The following is a 15,338-nucleotide window of genomic DNA, read 5'->3' as shown; positions in this document are numbered from 1 at the left end:
ATGTCACGCACCTTCGCACTCGCCCGCCGCGCGCAGGCCACCCGCCCCAGCACCGACGAGCTTGCGAAGGTGTTCCTGCGCTACCACGACCTTGTGCTCGCGCGCCAAAGCGAGCTTCTCGACGCCATCCAGGCCGAAACCGGGAAGGCCCGTGGCCATGCGTTTGAGGAAGTCCTCGATGTCGCGATCACCTCGCGTCACTACGCGCACATCGCCCAGAAACTCCTGAAATCCCGTCGCGTGAAAGGGGCGTTGCCCCTGCTCACCCGCACGATTGTCGACCGGGAACCTGTGGGCGTAGTCGGCATTATCTCGCCATGGAATTACCCGCTTTCCCTGGCAATTTCCGACGCCATCCCGGCGCTGCTCGCGGGCAACGCCGTGGTGCTCAAACCGGACTCCAAGACCCCAAACACTGCCCTCCTAGCTGCAGAAATACTCTACGAATGCGGCATGCCACGCGAGCTGTTCCAGGTGGTTCCCGGTTCCGGGGAAACCGTGGGGCAAGAGATCGCCCACAACTGCGACTACCTCATGTTCACCGGTTCAACCGCCACCGGCCGCAAGCTCGGCGCGATCGCCGGTGAACGACTGATCGGGTATTCCGCAGAGCTCGGTGGCAAGAATCCGCTGCTTGTGGACGAATCCGCGGACATCGAGAAGGCCGCCGAGATTGCAGTTAACGCCTGCTTCGCCAACTCGGGCCAGCTGTGCATCTCCATCGAACGCATTTACGCCCCGCGCACTATCGCCACCGAATTCACCGAGCGATTCGTGGCAAAGACCCGCAACCTGCGCGTCGGAATTGGTGGCTGGGACTACGACATGGGCTCGCTGATCAGCGAGGACCACGCGCGCAAAGTCCACGAGTTTGTCGAGGACGCGGTAGCCCACGGAGCCCAGATACTCACCGGAGGTAACCCTCCGAAAGGCCGCCTCTACCAGCCGACAATCCTCGCGGCTGTTCCAGAAGGCGCCCGCCTGAAGACGGAAGAAGTATTCGGCCCCGTCGTCTACATCGAGGTCGTGGACAGTATCGACGAAGCCGTGGCCAGGGCAAACGACACGGAATACGGGCTCAATGCCAGTGTCGTCGCAAAGCCGCGCGTCGGGTGGCGCATCGCCCGGCAACTCCACGCCGGCACCGTCAACATCAACGAAGGGTACGCGGCTGCCTGGGCCTCCGTGTCCGCGCCAATGGGTGGCTGGAAAGACTCCGGGTTGGGGCGCCGACACGGCGTCGACGGGCTGCTGAAATTCACCGAGACGCGTACAGTGGCAGAGCAGCGCGTCCTCCCCGTAAGCGGACATGGGGAGAAGTTTGCGCAGGTCATGAGCACAGCACTGAAAGTTGGCAGGAGGTTCCTATAACTCGGCGACTAGTCAAAATCGTCCTCGGCCTATACTGCGCATTCCTGGCCCTGGTCACCGTCGGCAAACCATTTTTCGAGCTCCGCCCCATCTGGAGCTCACGGGCCCACCACATCCGCAAACTCGAACTAATCCCCTTCAGCGACCTCTTCACCTCCACGCCCTGGTGGGGATCAATCACCAACATCATCTTCAACGTCGGACTCTTCATCCCCTTCGGGCTGCTCGTAGCCCGGCTGTGCGCCTACCGACCCTTCCCCATCCGTCGCACCGTCCTAATCGCAGCGGGCGTGAGCCTGGGCATCGAAATCACACAGTTCGTGTTCAGCCTCGGATTCACGGACATCGATGACCTCATACTCAACAGCCTCGGCGCCTGGGTGGGGGCGAAATCTTTCCCGTATTTGGACCAGAAATTGCGGAAAACCCCAGGTCGGGTTGCCTGAAGGCGGGAAAGACTTCCCTGGGGCGGAAAAACATCCCCTGTTTGGACCGGAATTTCTGTAAAAGCCCTGGACAGGGTGTCCAATTAGGGGAAAGATTTCCCCGTCCTTAGACGGGCTGTCCTGCGGAAATGCCAAAATTCTGGTCCAAATACGGGAAAGATTTCAGAACCGCTCCCAATTGGCGAGCGTCACCGCCCGGTAGTAGAGCTCTGCGGTGTCCCGGCATCCTTGTTGATGATTCTCCAGTTCACCGACGTAAACGGAGTGGCATACGGCCCGCATGTCTAGGAGTAGGGCTGCGTTGCACCATCCGACGCCGTGGTCGAGGTAGTCGAAGTCTTCCATGCACATGTCGTGGTTGGCACATGCGCCGCGGAAGTCGGCGGATAGGTCTGGGGTGAGGTAGAAGTCGGGCGATGAGGTGCAGTAGTCGTGGTAGCCGGTGTGCCAGGCGTTGGGGTTGTAGATGTAGTGCTCTGGGATGGGCACGATTCCGGCGGAGGTGGGGCCGGTGGGATCGGCGTCGGCAAGCTTGATGGCGCGTCCCTCGTCGGTGCGGGGCACGAGGCGGAGGGTGCCGTCTTGGTAGAGCTCGAGGGAGAGGTCGGTGGCTTCGCCGGTGAGGGTGTGGACGGTGAGCCCGCTGTCGGTGGAGCCGACGGCTACGACTTGTTGGGTGCCGTCGGGGCCGATTGCAGCAACGGGGTATAGGCCGGTCGTGCCTATGGCGGCCGCTGCGATAAGCGAGCTTAATGTCTCCACATAGTCATACTAAAACGTGAATTAATTCCGCGCACTCCACGCTACGTATCCGCCTTGGAGGTTCAGCAATTCCGCCTCCGTGTGCTCGCGGATGAGCTTGATGGCACGCTCGGAGCGCATGCCGGATTTGCAGTAGAACGTGGTCGTGTCCCGCACGAATGGTGCGACTGCTTCCCAGCCTCGCTCCTCGATCTCAGCCAGCGGCACCAGGTGTGCTCCCGGGATGACACCAAGAGCGGTCTCCTCGGGGGTGCGGACGTCGATGAGCGTGCCCTGTGGCTCGACGGTGGTAGTGACCGGCTCGTCGACAGGCTGCAGCTTTTCGACGGGCGCGCGGCCCGGGTCGCGGGTGAAGGTGAGCGTGCGCATGGAGGTGGTCAGGGCGTCGAGGAGCACGAGCTTGCCGACGGCAACCTCCCCCACACCCGTGATGTGCTTGAGCGCTTCGATGGCCATCATTGACCCAACAAGCCCAGGCAGTGCGCCGAATACGCCGCCGACGGCGCAGCTCGGGACGGCGTCGGCTGGCGGCATTTCGGGGAAGAGGTCGCGGAGCATGGGGCCGCGATTCGGGTCGAAGACGCTGAGCTGGCCCTGGAATTGGCTGATGGTGCCCCAGACGAGTGGGGTACTGGTGAGCTCGGCGGCGTCGTTGGAAAGATAGCGGGTGGCGAAATTGTCGGTGCCGTCAATGACCAGGTCGTGGGCCTGGAATAGTTCGATGGCGTTGAGGTGCGTGAGGTGTGTCTTCACGCCTTCCACTGCGATGTATGGGTTGAGGCGTCGCAGTGCATCGGTGGCGGATTCAGCCTTGTTGCGTCCGATGTCCTCCATGCGGTGGATGGTTTGGCGCTGTAGGTTGGACTCCTCCACCACGTCCCCATCGAGGACCGTGATGTGGCCGACGCCAGCTGCGCCCAGGTAGTTGAGGATTGGGGAACCGAGGCCACCCGCGCCGATGACCAGCACCTTCGCGGCCTTGAGCTTCAGTTGGCCTTCCTCCCCCACGCCAGGCAGCGTGAGGTGGCGGGCGTAGCGGAGACGCTCCTCCGGGGACAGGGCTTGATCACCCAAATTCAGCACGTCCTTCCATACTCGAGCTTGCTTGCGCCAGCTTACGCTTCGGGATGCGACCGGCTTCGAAAGCCTCTCGGCCAGCAATGACCGCATGCTTCATGGCGGAAGCCATCTTCACGGCATCGTGCGCGCGAGTGACAGCGGAGGCCAGGAGGACGGCGTCGCAGCCAAGCTCCATCGCCAATGCTGCGTCGGAGGCCGTGCCGATGCCGGCATCGAGAATGACAGGAATCTGCGCGCGTTCCACGATCAGTTCGATGTTGTGCGGGTTCAAGATGCCGAGCCCGGTGCCAATCGGAGCGCCCGCTGGCATCACTGCTGCCACGCCGATCTCCTCCAGGCGGCGTGCTAGTGCAGGATCGTCATTAGTGTAGGCAAACACTTCGAAACCCTTAGTGACCAGCTGGTCTGCAGCGTCGAGAAGCTCGACGCCGTCGGGAAGCAAGGTGTCCTCGTCGGCGATGACTTCCAGCTTGATCAGGTTGGTCTCGAGCGCTTCGCGGGCAAGTTCGGCGGTGAGGACGGCGTCGCGGGCGGAGAAACAACCCGCGGTGTTCGGCAGGGCCTGGATGTTGTTGCGACGCAGCATGTCGAAGATGCCCATGCCGGTGTGCGCGTCGAAGCGGCGCATAGCCACGGTGGTCAGGCGCGTGCCGGATTCGATGAGCGCGCGTTCCAGAGTGTCGAGCGAAGTTGCGCCACCGGTGCCCATGATCAGACGGGACTCATTGAGGAACTCCACTGTTAGCCTCCCTGCGCTGCGGTGACAATTTCGATGGTTCCGGCCACGGGCGTGTCGGCCCATGTGCTGCGCGGGACCACGGCGCCATCGACGGCTACCGCCACGCCTTCGACTCGGCCGATCATCTCCATGACCAGGTCAGCGATAGTTTCGTCGGCTGCTGCCTCGTAGTGAGTGCCATTTACTACAGTCATGCTCGCTCCTTAAACCGGCGTGGATCAACGGCTTCAGCTGCCCAATTCGGCAGCGGTTTCTCACAGACTACGTCAGCGGTGAATTCTGCACCGATGGCGGCCAGCAGGATGCCGTGCCTGAAGTAGCCAGTGGACACCACCAGCCTTGGATCCACTTCGCCAATGAACGGGATATCGTCGGGAGACCCGGGACGGGCCCTGGCTGTCATTTCCAGGATCTCGCAGTGCCACAGTCCAGGGATGATGTGGTGGGCGTCGCGAAGCAGCTGGTGTACACCCTCCGCGGACACGCCCCACATGTCATCCTCGCGGGAGGTGGCGCCGAGCACGATCGTGCCATCGCTGCGGGGCACCACATAGACCGGGCGCCCGCGGACGACGGCGCGGACCGTGCGGCTGACGAGTGGCTGCACGTGCTCCGGGACGCGCAGGCGCATGACGTCGCCATGAACGGGGCGAAGAGGCAGGTCAACGAAGTCTTTTGCAGCCAAGCCATTGGCGACAACAACCTTGCCCGCTTCAACCTGCAATCCGGAGGACAGGGTAATCGCGCCGGGCTCGACTGCAACGACCTTTTCACGCACGAGGCGGCTGCCGAGCAGGTGAATGAGGGCGGCGCAGAACTTGCGCGGATCGATTTGGTGATCGCCTGGAATACGGACCGCGCCCACGACACCAGGGCCAAGGCCAGGCTCGATAGATCGGGCTTGGCGGGCGGACAACAGCTCGACCTCACCGATTTCCGACTGCAAGTCCATCAGTTCCTGCAGGTAAACGCGGTCGGCATTGTCGCCTGCGCACACCAAGGTCTCCGACGGCAGGTAGCCGACATCCATCCCGGATGCTTCCGCCACCGAGGCCGCTAGCTCCGGGTAGAGCTCCCGGGAGCGTCGCATGAGCGGGTATAGGCCTGGCTGATCCCACACGACTTCGGATACCGGCGCGAGCATTCCCGCGGCCGCAAAACTTGCTTCGGACGCAGGTTCTGGATCGAAAACCTGCACGTCATAGCCTCGTTGTATGAGTGTCCACGCTGTGGTGAGGCCTACGATTCCGCCGCCGACAATGGCAACGTCTAACACAACAATCTCCCTCCGGCGGCATGACCCGCATCAGGTTAAGCGGTCGGCATTAAGCGCTGCCCTCTCAGTCCTCTTGGCGCACGAGGACTCCCACGATGCTTCTACTATAGAACGCATGAACCGCGCCGAACGTGAAAATGCTCTCGCTCACACGAAGCTGTACCTGTGCACTGACGCCCGCAGCACGCAGGGTGATCTCACGGAATTCCTCCACGCCTGCTACGAGGGTGGCGCGGACATCATCCAGCTCCGCGACAAGAAACTCGAGGCGCGCGCCGAAATCACCGCCCTCGAAACGCTCGCCGACGTCGCACGTCAGCACGGCAAAATGTTCGCTGTCAACGACCGCGCCGATGTCGCCCTGCTTGTCGACGCCGACGTGTTCCATGTCGGCCAAGGGGACCTCACCACGCAGCAAGCCCGCAAGGTGCTGGGGCCTAACGTCCTCATGGGACGCTCCAACAACTCGGTGGCACAGTTCCAGCAGTCCTACTCCGACCCTGGTCTCGACTACGCCGTCATCGGTCCGGTGTGGCCGACTCCCACGAAGCCGGGACGCCCAGCAGTGGGCCTTGAGGTGGTAAAACAGTGCGCTGACCTGGCGGGAGACAAGCCGTGGTTTGCCATCGGCGGCATCTCTGCTGAGACCGCTCCTGAGGTGATTGATGCTGGCGCTCAGCGCATTGTGGTGGTGCGGGCTTTGACGGAAGCGAAGGACCCGGCAGCTGCTGCTGCGCTGCTTCGAAACAAACTTTAGGACCACCCCGCGAAAAACAGTCGGGAATTAGTTGGTAATTATTTCCGACAACTTTTCTATGACTGTTCTTCTCAAACCAACCGCGCGCCGCGCGGCATTGAATCAACGTCAACGAGCTCGTCGTCTCCATGTTGTTGCCGGGGTCCTGATCGGGCCGTTCATCGCGGTCGCAGCGCTTACGGGACTGCTCTACGCTTTTGCACCGAGCATCGAAAATGTCATTTACCACGATGTTTACACCGCATCCCCTGGCGAGCCCCAGGATGTGGACAAGCAGATCCAGCGGGCCTGGCAGGAACACCCCGACCTGCGGCTGTCGGGCGTCCAGGTGGAAGATGGCCACACCACCCGCGTTCTCTTCCACGATCCTTCCCAACCCTCAGCCTCTTACCGCCGGGCTGTGTTCGTGGATCCGGTCGATCTGCAGGTCAAGGGGGACATGGTGCAGTACGGCAGCTCCGCGGCCTCGCCGTTTCGCGCGTGGTTGTCTGAGGGCCACAAGCAGCTGTGGCTCGGCGCGCCGGGACGATTCTATTCCGAGCTTGCTGCGTCCTGGATGGGTGCGATCGCGATTGCCGGCCTGGTGATGGTGCTTCGCTCCCGGGCGTCGTCACGCAAGGCGGCAAAGTGGCACCGCCAGCTGGGGCTGTGGCTGCTGCCGGGCATGCTTTTCCTCACGATTACCGGTCTGACCTGGTCGGGTGTCGCTGGGGCGAACATTGGTGATGTGCGTACTCAGCTGGATTGGAAGGCTCCGGCTACCCAGGCGAAGGCGGTGCCGGCGGCGCAGGCGATGAATGCTTCAGGCGTGGTGAAGGCTGCGCGGAAGGAGGGGCTGACGGGCCGCATTGAGGCGAAGCCGGGCGCGTATGTCACGGATCCGTGGGTCGTGCAGGAGTCCCGCCAGCCTTATCGACTCAGCATGAATTCCGTCGTGGTCAATCCTGTGTCCGAAAAGGTGGTGGAGCGGGTGCCGTTTAGTGCTTGGCCCCTGCCCGCGAAGCTCACCGAATGGCTGATCAATCTCCACATGGGTTTCCTCTTCGGCATCTGGTCCGAGCTTGCTCTGGGAGCGCTGGCTCTGGGGATCCTGCTGGTCACGGCCTTGGGTTATGCCATGTGGTGGCAGGCTTTTCGACGCCGCAGGTCCTGGATCCCGGCCCGCAGCGCATGGTCCTGGCCTTTTATCGCCATCATGATTGGGTATGCGATTTTGGCGCCGCTCTTCGGTATCTCAGTGGTCGCCTTCCTGGTAGCGGATTTCCTATGGTCCCGCTTTGTGAAGCCGACAAAGCAGCTTGCTACATTTGAAAAATCACAAGGCTGACTTTGTAAAGGATGGTCCTCATGACTCGTCGTGCTCTCGCTACTGTTGCTATCGCTGCCCTCACCCTGGCTGGTTGCGCAAACTCTCAAAAGGACAGTGATCTGAAGGTGGATACTGCGACTTCGGCCGTCGTTAAGGCGCCGGCTGCGTCCCACGAGCACAATCACGCCATGGACGGTGGCGCTGCGCCGGCAAACATGAAGGTGGCTGCGAACCCTGCGTTCCCGGTGGGCACCGAGGTTGTGCTGAAGGCTGATCACATGGACGGCATGATGGGCGCGACCGCGAAGATCGTGGGTGCCTACGACACCACCGCGTATGCCGTGAGCTACACCCCAACCACCGGTGGCGCCGAGGTTAAGAACCACAAGTGGGTCGTGTTTGAAGAACTCAAGCCACACGCCGACGCTGCGACTGCTGAGCTCAACGCCGACCACATGCCGGGCATGAAGGGCGCTGACGCGACCATCGATTCCGAAACCACCGAAACCGTGTACATGGTTGACGTGACCAGCGGACCAATGCAGATGAAGAACCACAAGTGGTTCGTGGAGAGCGAACTGGCTGCTAAGTAGGCAAATCCTGGTAAGTTTGGGGACGAAAAGTTCACTTGACGAAAGCAGGTTTTAGCATGTCCCGCTCCGCACTGATCGCGTCCGCACTTGCCCTGACTGCCGTTTTGGGCCTTAGTGGTTGCGCAAACACCCAGAAGGATTCCGACAAGAAGGTCGATACCGCGGTGTCCGTGGAGAAGAAGGCCCCAACCCCTTCCCCATCCGCTACCCCTTCTGCGACCGGTTCTGCGACGCCGTCCGCTACCCCGTCTCCTACTAACTAGGGTCGGTCAAAGGACTGAATTCTTAGGTCAACCCCTTCACTTTTGGTCAGTTCCGCTTATGATCAGATAAGTCATACTTACCAATCGTGCAGGGGTTTTGTGCTATGAATTTTCGTTCGGTTGCTGCTGTCATGGCGGCTCTTTCAATTTCTGCTTCCGGTGTGATCGCGCCGGAGCTGCCATCGGCACCAGTGGCGCACGCCCAGGACGGCGCTGAGTTCTACAACGGTGCGCTGGTCACCCGCGTAGCCATTGGCGAGGGCACGCTCATGGCACGCAAGGGCAATGTGCAGATGTCCAGCGTGCGTGAGCAGGTCCGCCAGCAGATTCGCGACGTCCGCGCGAAGATGTGGGACGAGAATGTAGTGTTCACCGAGTCAGGGCAGGCTCCTTCTCGACTCCGCGATGTCGCCGCCAAGCACGGTATCTACACCAAGCAGCAGTACCTCGATGCAGTGCAGTTTGACTCCAATGCTGAGCGTGTGGCCCTGCAGCGCGCAGTGGAAGCCAGCATGCGTTTTGCCCACGATCGCACCAACGGCACGGGCGCGGCAACCGCTTCCGCGAATGGCATGGTTGCCGGCATTGAGAACCTCGCGAGCACTGGTGCGCTCGGTGCGGTTAATGCGTGGGCGTCCGAATATCCTGACCTCGTGGCTGCCGGTGGCGCGTGGAACTCCTCCACTGGCCACCTGTGGAACTTGTTGAACCCAGCAGCCCGGTCCTTTGGCCAGGCAGCATTCAGCAACTTTGTGGCGCTGCGCGTGGGCACTGAGGCTCCGAACAATCAGACGTGGAACCTGCCTGATGGTGAGTACCTGATCCCGTTCGCAGCCGATGACGCATTGTTGCAGCGTGGCAAGCCTTCCCGCACCCAGCTTCAGCTCGGGGAAACCGGCCACATCGCCATCAACGTTGAGGGCGAAGTGCCAAAGATGTGGGACAACAACCAAACCCCAGCGTTCCTCTATGGCGCCTTCGAGAGCGCTGATCCAAGCATCGTGACTGTGACGCCACCGAACCAGATCTACGGCGCCAAGACGGGCACCACCACCCTGACGATCAACCCGCGTAACACCCAGAATCAGTACACCGGCAAGATCCAGAGCGTGCAGATCACCGTGGTGGAGAAGGTCGCTCCGGCGCCGCGACCGGGTGGTTCTTCGCTGAGCTCCTAAGGGGCTGCTTCTCGACGCCGGCTGGTGACGGTCCCGCTGCGGGTCGGTGCTGCGGTGGGGTTGGTCGGCGTATTTGCTACCAGTGTTAGCGCAGATCACCTGGTGTGGGGTTTGGTTGCTCCGGTGTTGGCCCTGGTATTCGTTCAACGAGGCAAGGGCGAGTAACCGGGGCACAAAAAATCACCCTCGCATTGCGAGGGTGATTTTCCTTGAGGGCTTACTTGAATACGCCCAGCTTGCCGAACTTCTCAGCGAGGAGGTAGTACACAGCGAGGCGGCCGTTCTTGGAGCCGTCCTTCATCTTTTCGCCAACAGCCTTGATGGCTTCGTCGAGCTTCTCGTCGGACTCGGTCAGGCCCAGCTTCTTCTTCAGGAAGTTTTCGCGCACAGTCTTAAGCTCTTCCTCGTCGGAGAAAGAAACGTAAGCTGCGTCAGCGTTAGAAAGGGTCAGACGGTAGGTCTTGAGCATGCTCTCCAGTACGGCGTCGTCAGCCTTAGGGGCGTACTTCTTGACGTCCTCAATCCAGTCCTTTGCCATGTGCACTCCTTGATTTGTAGTAGTTGTTGATCTGCCTACGAGTGTACCCGCGGTTCGAGCTGAACTGGAGTTTTATACATATCAACTTGGTCGCATTTGTGCCACAGGACCCTTATCAAGGAACTCCATGACGGCATCAAAACTGCGATGTGCCGCGAGCGCCCCGTCCATGTGGAAATCTTGGCCGGCTGCCGGTCCGCACAGGTCGGATACCGCACGCAGTGACACCCACGGCACGCCCGCTGCGAAACAGGTCTGCGCCATCGCTGCGGTCTCCATGTCCGTCGCGATTGCCTCCGGGAAACGCTCCCGAGCTGCGTCAACGTTGGCTGCGGTGATGAACGCGTCAGCGGAAATCACGCGCCCGCTTTTCGACGCCACAGACAGCGCCCCTACCCGTGCCGCAAAGTACGAGACAGGCATTCCTGGCACCTGACCTGGGGCGTAGCCGAATGCGGTTGCGTCGGCCATCGAGTAGATCGCTTCGGTCGCGACGGCGATATCGCCAACCTCAATGTCCTTGTGCAGACCACCACAGGTGCCCGCAGCAATAACCAGGTCAGCGTCACCGGCAAACGTCAGCGCGCGAGCCGTGCCCGCAGCAGCATTCGCCAGACCAATACCCGTGATCGCAAGGATGAAATCCGGGCCGAAATGGAACTTCTGGTTGGCGACACTTTCAACGCGGTGGCCCTCAGGAAGCAACTGCAGGAACGGAGTCGCCTCCATCTCCATTGCGCATTGGATGATGATCACGCCATAACCTCTTCCCACTCAGCCTTCTTAGCCAAGAACGCGCGTGCCGCGGCTTGGGCGTCGGCAAGCGAGTGGTTGGCGCCCCACCCGCACTGGACCTCGTTGGCGGCGGGCACTTCGGTCGCATCGAGGATGTCGTTCAGGGTCTTTTCGAGGATGGCGAGGAATTCTGGCATCTCGATTCCCAAGGTCAGGGCGTAGAAACCGGTTTGGCAGCCCATTGGGGAGAAGTCGATGAGTTTGTCGGTGTGGTTGCGCATGAGCTCGGCGGTGAGGTGCTCGAGCGAGTGGATCGCCGGCATCTCAAGGTGGCCGGTGTTCGGCTGGGCGAAGCGCACGTCGTACTTGATGAGGACGTCGCCGCCCGGCAGCTCTTTGCGATCCGCAACGCGCACATATGGCGCGCGGACTTTGGTGTGGTCGAGGTTGAAGGACTCCACGTTCATTTTCATGGCCTCTAGCTTACCGACGACCAAAGGTACGCCTGCTAATTCATAAAAACCGCGGGTTTTTACAAATTACAAGTCTCTGTGGGCGGGCTAAATTATAAAAATGGCGGTTTTTTACAAATTAGGGATGTGTTGCCGGTTACCTTTTTGAGGGGTTGCATTTATATCTGAAACCCCATACTGTGTGTTGCAAGATGTAACACTGCGTAACTGGGCGTAGCGGGAAGTAGCGATTGGCAACTCGGAAGGAGGATTCATTGTGGTGCTGCAAGTGGAAGAGCAGGTAAATTTAACCGCTCTCGAAGTTGAACAGATGTCGCAATTTCGAACTCAATTGGGCGATTCTGAACCGGCTGTAACTGCTTCCGACGGTCAAATAGCTCCGGATGTTGTTGCCCACATCATTGGCAAAGTGCTTGATGCAGTGGCTGCTGGCCGACCAATCAGCATATCTAGAATGCCCGAACAAATTACGACGACCACAGCTGCCACGATGCTTGGAGTTTCACGACCAACCATCATGAAGTACATCAAGCAGGGAAAGCTATCCTCAACTATGGTCGGATCGCATCATCGACTCGATTCGAACGAAGTTGTTGAATTTCTTGAGAAACGCAAAGAAGATTTGCGGCGATCGGTATTTGAATCCGTAGGGCTTGAGCTGTAATGCAGGGGAAAATGGGTAAGATGTCACCGTGTCGTATGTGCCGGTGACAAACTCAGTGCTTCCAGATGCCAACATCTGGTTTTCCACCACGCTGCACGCATGGTTTGGGCTGCTCGCTGCCGAAACATTGGGTAGTTGGACATTTCACTGGACTGAAGACATTCTTGCGGAAGCTACTTATCACAAACGCAAGAAATACCCGGATTCTTCAAGTCATCAAATCGAGGCGATAAGAGACCGCTTACTAAAGGTTTCTCCAAATACTCGCATCTCCGGATATAGTATTGACGATTCTGTTGTATATCCTGACCAGTTTGATGCACATGTGCACAGCGCTGCCGTCCATGGAAAAGTGCAATACATCGTCACAAATGATAGAGCCGGATTCCGTGAGCTTTATGCTGATCCAGACGACTGTCCATATGAGGTTTACACGGCTGACGAATTTCTGATGCTGGCTACTGAAAGTGCTCCGGAAGCAGTTGATGAGGTAATTCGCATACAGTTTAGTTATCGGTTACGGCGAGGAACTCCTTTCAATATCGCCATGAAATTAGATGCTGCGCAATGTCCTCTTTTTGCAGACTATGTTCGGGAACGACTTCAATTCTTGGCTGAAAGAGGAGATCTTTCAATTTGAGGTGAGAGTTCCATGGGGAGAGAACTTCAAATCTGCTAATTATGGAAACGTGAAAAGGCTTCATGTTCGCAATAGCAAGACAACATGCCCAACATGTGGGGCGAGCACCGGTGTCTCAGAAACTTTAGGGCGATTGGAGGTTCACCTGCTGAAGGGGGCTGGGCTTTGTCCTGCTGTCCACGAGAAGTTTGAGCTAGTGACTCAGGTGAATCGCAAGCGAGATCGTTCAGCAAAAGCCGGCGACAAGCATTAAAAGGCGATTCGTCGTTTTGAGCGACGTCAGCAACGGATGCTCAGGCGGACTGAGGAGAGTAGGCACTGGCGAGACGAATACGCTATTGCCTGCGAAGATTCCTGGGGAAATGGCAATCTCGGTCAAGAGGGCGGGCACAATTCCGTACGAGCCTATTCTGGTGGGCGTGCGGAAAGTAACCGGCAGCGATTCTTGCTATCTGCTGTTAAGGGGGCTTAACAGCAGATAGCAACTAGAGGTAAAGCAAACGCGCTACTCTGAGATTCGAAAGGTAATCACTTCGGCAGCCTGTCGAATACCATGCGAATCATCAGAGAGGAGAGCGCGATGTTAAAGCAGACACGATTGATGATCACGATGCAAGGCATCGCCGAACTAGCTCAGGTGAAGCGTCCCGCGGTCTCGCAGTGGCGCACTCGCTACCCTGAGTCCTCTAGCACCCCCTTCCCTGCTCCGTTAGATAAAAGTGGACAGCCGTTTTTCGATGCTCTGGAAGTCGCTCATTGGCTTTCGGAAACTGACCATGGCAATAACTCTGAGGCGGTTGAAGACGCACCGTATTTCAGCGAGCTGTTCCGGGAGGCATCGGAGGATCCGAAAGTATGGGCAGCACTGCTCGCTCACTCTCGAATTGGTGAGGACGTTACGGCTGGACAAACCAGGGAGCAGCTCTTCCTCGATGCTTTCGTCCCATCGGATGTTCTTAATGGAAATCTGGATAAAGCAACTGACAAAGCGAATCAACTAGCAGAAGCGGCATACTCGGCAACTAATGTTCTCGATCGATTGGTGCAGGCTGAACTCACAAAGGAATCCTTCATCCGCCCAGCTGAAGACGTGATTGTTGCCATCCTTAGCGAAGCAATCCATGCCAACGCTCAAGGTGAGGTTGTCTCGTGGGGGCCAGGCGCGGACAACATGGTTGCTCTCGCGACAGCACGTCACAGCGATTCCCACACGCTCTACCTGTCCGAACCAGCCAAGGCTGCCTATTGCGCCGCTGCACACGGGCATGTTGTGGAAGGCGAAACGGACGAGTTCTCTCCATCTGCGTTCATTTACGCTCAATGGATTTCTGCTACCAAGCACGATGCTCATGAATTCTTCGAGCAGCTTGAGGATCAGCTCCTTGGACTAGATCACACTGGAGTCGCTTTGGTGGTCGCACCTGCTGAGCTGCTCATTCAATCGAAGGATGCTGAGGTCAATCTGCTCCGCAAGAACATGCTTTTTGGTGCTGGCGAGAACTTTAATACCCAATTGCGGTATGCCGCATTGTTGCCGCATGGTTGGTCACGTCAGCTTGGTAGGCGGCAGTTGGCGCTGTGGGCTTTGCGACGCCCTCAGCCAGGAATCCAGTCGCAGGGCGCAATCGTCTTGGCTGATCACACAGGTCTCAACCTGGATTCTCACGAGCCGAGAAAGCTCATCAGTGATGTGTTGGCGGCTTTGACTCCAGAGGTACCGACGCAACTGCATCCCTACCTTCGTGCCAAGGTTGTTCCGGAAAAGCTGGTTCGTCGAAGCGATACTCTTCGGCCACGCCTTACTCCTGGAGAGACGGATATTCGAGTATCGTCAATCGTCGATCTTCGTAAGCAAGCAGCAGATGTCGGCATAGCGGAATTCAACTTTATCCAACATGGAAACTTATATGAGCGACATGAGCGCAAGCTAGTTCCATGGGATATTGCGAGTGCCGGTGCCAACAAACTCGTGCGGGTGCTCAAGGGGTCAAAGCTTGATGCAGTGAATACCCAGAATCCTGACGGCACTATCACTGTTCTCGGACCCGATGAGCTTTTAGGCCTCGCAAAGCCGGGTGAACGCAGAGTAGAGCTCTTTGAGCTCACCTTGAAATTGAAGGACTTCAACCTCACTGAACCTGGGGATGTAGTGGTTCTTACCTCTCCGAGGGTTAAGGCGATTGTCGATTCAGAAGGCGGTTCCGTGGTTGTAGCTCCCGCGCAAGTTATTAGGTGCAAGCAAACTCGAGGTCGGAGCAAGAATTTGCTCCAAAAAGTCGCGGTACCAGAGTTGTTGGCTGATGAAATCAATCGAGTTGCTAACAAGGACAAACAATTGTGGCAGGTGCCAGTCCTACCGAGAGCTGAAGCCCAGGCCTTCACTGCGGCATCCCGTGAGATTGCAGAGTTGAAGTCGAAATTGGAAAAACAACTACAAGACTTGGATACCTTTCAGGCCAATTTGGGAGAGGCGCTGCTTGCTGGCACTATCCGCGGAGCTCCGGGATAGAAACA

At 58.7% G+C, this 15,338-nt stretch carries 18 protein-coding genes and 1 riboswitch; of the genes, 10 read left to right on the top strand and 8 right to left on the bottom strand.

The window, feature by feature from the left end:
• Positions 1–1,371: a succinic semialdehyde dehydrogenase gene (locus WG939_RS06635; RefSeq protein ID WP_339983948.1), complete on the top strand. Its 1,371-nt coding sequence runs from the start codon at positions 1–3 to the stop codon at positions 1,369–1,371.
• Positions 1,257–1,817: a VanZ family protein gene (locus tag WG939_RS06630; RefSeq protein WP_339984544.1), complete on the top strand. Its 561-nt coding sequence runs from the start codon at positions 1,257–1,259 to the stop codon at positions 1,815–1,817. The genes WG939_RS06635 and WG939_RS06630 overlap by 115 nt, the downstream gene beginning before the upstream one ends.
• A gap of 162 nt (positions 1,818–1,979) precedes the next feature.
• On the opposite strand, the gene WG939_RS06625 is transcribed toward WG939_RS06630, so the two are convergent.
• The 5 genes from WG939_RS06625 to thiO all read right to left on the bottom strand — a co-directional run bounded on the left by WG939_RS06625 (position 1,980) and on the right by thiO (position 5,674).
• Positions 1,980–2,579: a hypothetical protein gene (locus tag WG939_RS06625; RefSeq protein ID WP_339983946.1), complete on the bottom strand. Its 600-nt coding sequence runs from the start codon at positions 2,577–2,579 to the stop codon at positions 1,980–1,982.
• A 21-nt stretch (positions 2,580–2,600) separates the two neighbouring features.
• Positions 2,601–3,662: a molybdopterin-synthase adenylyltransferase MoeB gene (moeB, locus tag WG939_RS06620; RefSeq protein WP_339983944.1), complete on the bottom strand. Its 1,062-nt coding sequence runs from the start codon at positions 3,660–3,662 to the stop codon at positions 2,601–2,603.
• On the bottom strand, positions 3,646–4,398 hold the full coding sequence (locus tag WG939_RS06615) for a thiazole synthase (protein ID WP_445227883.1): 753 nt from the start codon (positions 4,396–4,398) through the stop codon (positions 3,646–3,648). The genes moeB and WG939_RS06615 overlap by 17 nt, the downstream gene beginning before the upstream one ends.
• Positions 4,399–4,400: 2 nt before the next feature.
• Positions 4,401–4,592 (bottom strand): sulfur carrier protein ThiS, encoded by a 192-nt coding sequence (gene thiS, locus WG939_RS06610; RefSeq protein ID WP_339983942.1) that lies wholly within the window; start codon positions 4,590–4,592, stop codon positions 4,401–4,403.
• A complete protein-coding gene (thiO, locus tag WG939_RS06605) occupies positions 4,589–5,674 on the bottom strand; it encodes a glycine oxidase ThiO (RefSeq protein ID WP_339983940.1) in 1,086 nt (361 codons plus the stop codon). Before thiO ends, thiS begins: the two co-directional genes overlap by 4 nt.
• Positions 5,665–5,778, bottom strand: a riboswitch (TPP riboswitch). It overlaps the preceding gene by 10 nt.
• Before the next feature lie 11 nt (positions 5,779–5,789).
• Between thiO and thiE the strand changes: the two genes are divergently transcribed.
• The 5 genes from thiE to WG939_RS06580 all read left to right on the top strand — a co-directional run bounded on the left by thiE (position 5,790) and on the right by WG939_RS06580 (position 9,774).
• Positions 5,790–6,431 (top strand): thiamine phosphate synthase, encoded by a 642-nt coding sequence (gene thiE, locus WG939_RS06600; protein ID WP_339983938.1) that lies wholly within the window; start codon positions 5,790–5,792, stop codon positions 6,429–6,431.
• A gap of 58 nt (positions 6,432–6,489) precedes the next feature.
• A complete protein-coding gene (locus WG939_RS06595; protein WP_339983936.1) occupies positions 6,490–7,758 on the top strand; it encodes a PepSY-associated TM helix domain-containing protein in 1,269 nt (422 codons plus the stop codon).
• Between the two features lie 20 nt (positions 7,759–7,778).
• Positions 7,779–8,333: a YdhK family protein gene (locus WG939_RS06590; RefSeq protein WP_339983934.1), complete on the top strand. Its 555-nt coding sequence runs from the start codon at positions 7,779–7,781 to the stop codon at positions 8,331–8,333.
• 56 nt (positions 8,334–8,389) lie between these two features.
• Complete coding sequence (locus WG939_RS06585) at positions 8,390–8,596, top strand: hypothetical protein (protein ID WP_339983932.1); 207 nt, start codon at positions 8,390–8,392, stop codon at positions 8,594–8,596.
• Positions 8,597–8,700: 104 nt separating this feature from the next.
• Positions 8,701–9,774 (top strand): hypothetical protein, encoded by a 1,074-nt coding sequence (locus WG939_RS06580; RefSeq protein ID WP_339983931.1) that lies wholly within the window; start codon positions 8,701–8,703, stop codon positions 9,772–9,774.
• A 217-nt stretch (positions 9,775–9,991) separates the two neighbouring features.
• Here the strand turns inward: WG939_RS06580 and WG939_RS06575 are convergent, their stop codons facing one another.
• The 3 genes from WG939_RS06575 to WG939_RS06565 all read right to left on the bottom strand — a co-directional run bounded on the left by WG939_RS06575 (position 9,992) and on the right by WG939_RS06565 (position 11,520).
• The gene (locus WG939_RS06575; protein ID WP_339983929.1) at positions 9,992–10,312 is read right to left on the bottom strand and encodes a DUF2853 family protein; all 321 of its coding nucleotides are present in this window, start codon (positions 10,310–10,312) and stop codon (positions 9,992–9,994) included.
• Positions 10,313–10,393: 81 nt separating this feature from the next.
• Positions 10,394–11,068: a 5'-methylthioadenosine/S-adenosylhomocysteine nucleosidase gene (mtnN, locus tag WG939_RS06570; protein ID WP_339983928.1), complete on the bottom strand. Its 675-nt coding sequence runs from the start codon at positions 11,066–11,068 to the stop codon at positions 10,394–10,396.
• A complete protein-coding gene (locus WG939_RS06565; protein ID WP_339983926.1) occupies positions 11,065–11,520 on the bottom strand; it encodes an S-ribosylhomocysteine lyase in 456 nt (151 codons plus the stop codon). Before WG939_RS06565 ends, mtnN begins: the two co-directional genes overlap by 4 nt.
• A 256-nt stretch (positions 11,521–11,776) precedes the next feature.
• Between WG939_RS06565 and WG939_RS06560 the strand changes: the two genes are divergently transcribed.
• The 3 genes from WG939_RS06560 (at position 11,777) to WG939_RS06550 (ending at position 15,333) form a co-directional block, all read left to right on the top strand.
• Positions 11,777–12,184: a helix-turn-helix domain-containing protein gene (locus tag WG939_RS06560; protein ID WP_339983923.1), complete on the top strand. Its 408-nt coding sequence runs from the start codon at positions 11,777–11,779 to the stop codon at positions 12,182–12,184.
• Positions 12,185–12,212: 28 nt separating this feature from the next.
• On the top strand, positions 12,213–12,824 hold the full coding sequence (locus tag WG939_RS06555; protein ID WP_339983920.1) for a PIN domain-containing protein: 612 nt from the start codon (positions 12,213–12,215) through the stop codon (positions 12,822–12,824).
• A 580-nt stretch (positions 12,825–13,404) separates the two neighbouring features.
• The gene (locus WG939_RS06550) at positions 13,405–15,333 is read left to right on the top strand and encodes a DNA-binding protein (protein ID WP_339983918.1); all 1,929 of its coding nucleotides are present in this window, start codon (positions 13,405–13,407) and stop codon (positions 15,331–15,333) included.
• Positions 15,334–15,338 lie beyond the last annotated feature (5 nt).

The sequence above is a fragment of the Corynebacterium sp. H130 genome (assembly GCF_037572395.1).
Classification (GTDB): domain Bacteria; phylum Actinomycetota; class Actinomycetes; order Mycobacteriales; family Mycobacteriaceae; genus Corynebacterium.
Note: the sequence above shows the minus strand (reverse complement) of the source record. Positions and strands in the feature narration are given on the sequence as shown.

Excerpts from the sequence above, each read along its gene's own strand:
- WG939_RS06635 (WP_339983948.1), top strand. The coding sequence starts at position 1 with ATGTCACGCACCTTCGCACTCGCCCGCCGCGCGCAGGCCACCCGCCCC.
- thiS (WP_339983942.1), bottom strand. The coding sequence starts at position 4,592 with ATGACTGTAGTAAATGGCACTCACTACGAGGCAGCAGCCGACGAAACT.
- thiE (WP_339983938.1), top strand. The coding sequence starts at position 5,790 with ATGAACCGCGCCGAACGTGAAAATGCTCTCGCTCACACGAAGCTGTAC.
- WG939_RS06595 (WP_339983936.1), top strand. The coding sequence starts at position 6,490 with ATGACTGTTCTTCTCAAACCAACCGCGCGCCGCGCGGCATTGAATCAA.
- WG939_RS06590 (WP_339983934.1), top strand. The coding sequence starts at position 7,779 with ATGACTCGTCGTGCTCTCGCTACTGTTGCTATCGCTGCCCTCACCCTG.
- WG939_RS06585 (WP_339983932.1), top strand. The coding sequence starts at position 8,390 with ATGTCCCGCTCCGCACTGATCGCGTCCGCACTTGCCCTGACTGCCGTT.
- WG939_RS06580 (WP_339983931.1), top strand. The coding sequence starts at position 8,701 with ATGAATTTTCGTTCGGTTGCTGCTGTCATGGCGGCTCTTTCAATTTCT.
- WG939_RS06575 (WP_339983929.1), bottom strand. The coding sequence starts at position 10,312 with ATGGCAAAGGACTGGATTGAGGACGTCAAGAAGTACGCCCCTAAGGCT.
- WG939_RS06565 (WP_339983926.1), bottom strand. The coding sequence starts at position 11,520 with ATGAAAATGAACGTGGAGTCCTTCAACCTCGACCACACCAAAGTCCGC.
- WG939_RS06550 (WP_339983918.1), top strand. The coding sequence starts at position 13,405 with ATGTTAAAGCAGACACGATTGATGATCACGATGCAAGGCATCGCCGAA.